Genomic DNA, 1,221 nt, shown 5'->3' on the forward strand with positions numbered 1-1,221 from the left:
CTGGATGGGGTCGATGGGAGACGCGCTGAAGGGTCCGGGCGCGCCGGTTGGCCTCTCCAAGACAGTCAGCGCTGGAGGGGTCGTGGACAATGGCGGCGCCAATCCGCTTTCGGGCTACACGGTGGTCGAAGCGGCTGATCAGGATGCTGCCTGCGAAATGGCCAAGGGCTGCCCGATGGTGGTGGGCGGCAACGGTTCGGTCGAAGTGGCCGAGATCATCGACATGGAAATGTAGGCTGCATGCCCCGGGACAGGCCCGGGGCATCTATTTTCAGAACAGCAATTCGGCTGCCGGGCGGATGGATCCGCACTCCAGCCCGCGGCGGCTGTAGAGTGTCTTGTTCATGTATTTGCGGGTTTCCGGATGCTCCGCCTCCAGCACACCAAGGCTGACCATCAGCGCCGCTATCGCGCATTCGCTGGCGCGGGTGGCGCCGTCAGTGATTTTCAAGGCTACGCCCATCTTCTGTTCAGGCAGGATCGCGATGAACACCGCCTCGGCTCCGGTCTTGATCGCCGCTTTTCCGCCCATGGCCCGCATCAGGTTGGTGCAGCAGCGGGTTTCGCCTGCAACCAATTCGGGATGCGCCGTCATCGCCGCGACCAGTTGTTGCGCCGCTTGCGACGCGCGATCGGAACGGTCTGCGGCGCTGGCAAACCACGCCATCGAGCGCGCAAGGCCGGTAACCGTGGTGGCAAAGTTCGGCGCTGAGCAGCCGTCAATGCCATAGCCCGGGCTGTCCTGGCCAGTGGTTTCCTCAAACGCGGCCAGACAGGCCTGCTGCACCGGGTGATCAACCTCGATGTACTCCGCCCCGGCGCCCAAGTACTGGGTCAGGGTCAGAAAACCCGCGTGCTTGCCGGAACAGTTGTTGTGCACCTGGCAGGGGCTGTTGTCGGTCTTGATCAATTCATTGCGGGCCGGGATGTCGTCTGGCAATTGCGTGCCGCAGCGGAAGTCATCATCGCCAAGGCCCAGCTGATCGAGCCAGCTGTTCACCCGGTCTGTATGGATGTGCGCGCCATTGTGGGAGGCGCAGGCCAGGGCCAGCTGTTCAGACGTCAGACCATAGCGCGCAGCGGCGCCGGAGGTAATCAGCGGCAGCGCCTGGATCATCTTGGCCGAGCTGCGCGGGTAGATCACCGCATCCGGGTCCCCCCAGCTGCGCACCACCTTGCCCGTGTCATCACAAATGACGGCATGCCCCAAATGCAGGCTCT

The 1,221-nt window shown here is 63.7% G+C and carries 2 protein-coding genes; one reads left to right on the forward strand and one right to left on the reverse strand.

Going from position 1 to position 1,221, the window contains the following annotated elements; genetic code table 11:
- On the forward strand, positions 1 to 235 hold a 235-nt coding region (locus tag A2I95_RS39770), incomplete at its 5' end, for a YciI family protein (RefSeq protein WP_291737855.1).
- 36 nt (positions 236 to 271) lie between these two features.
- Here A2I95_RS39770 and A2I95_RS39775 read toward each other — a convergent pair.
- Positions 272 to 1,221, reverse strand: a 950-nt coding sequence (locus A2I95_RS39775; protein WP_291737856.1) for an asparaginase, incomplete at its 5' end; no start/stop codon positions are given.

It is taken from the genome of Leisingera sp. F5 (assembly GCF_001593695.1).